Here is a 524-nt window from a genome sequence, read left to right as displayed (position 1 = left end):
AACAGTGTCTCCGCAGATGAGCAGCGCATTCTGAGCGAAACCGCCGCAATGCTCGTCAAATATACGATTAGCGAGGAGACCGTCCGGCTGAAGAGCCATATCGCGGCACTGCACGGGGCACTTGCCCCCGGCGGCGCCGATGCGCCCGGGCGCAGAATCGACTTTATCTGTCAGGAACTCAACCGTGAAATCAACACCGTCGGCTCGAAGAATCAGTGCGCGGAAGTGGGTGAAGCGGTAATTGCCGCGAAGGACGCGCTCGAAAATATCCGCGAGCAGGCGCGGAACCTTGAATAAGGGGGAAACATGACGCTGTGGTTTGCGACGGGCAACGCGCACAAGCGGGACGAGCTGCGCGCTATTCTGCCCGAACACGAAATCAGGCTGCCGTCAGACGCGGGAATCGTCTGCGCACCGAAGGAGACGGGGGCGACGATTCTGGACAACGCGCTGCTCAAGGCGCGGGCGCTGTATGTGTCTCTTGGGGTATTCTTTACCGTTTCACGGGCTGCAAGCATTGGTTT

The 524-nt window shown here is 59.5% G+C and carries 2 protein-coding genes; both read left to right on the top strand.

Annotated features, from left to right (window positions below):
- Positions 1 to 297, top strand: a 297-nt coding sequence (locus tag AWU74_RS07815; protein WP_162505061.1) for a DUF1732 domain-containing protein, incomplete at its 5' end; no start/stop codon positions are given.
- Positions 298 to 306: 9 nt separating this feature from the next.
- Positions 307 to 524 (top strand): non-canonical purine NTP pyrophosphatase (locus tag AWU74_RS07810; protein WP_162505060.1); only part of this gene is annotated, 218 nt, incomplete at its 3' end.

The organism is Treponema endosymbiont of Eucomonympha sp. (genome assembly GCF_001028545.1).
This window is presented reverse-complemented; position numbering and strand designations above follow the sequence as displayed.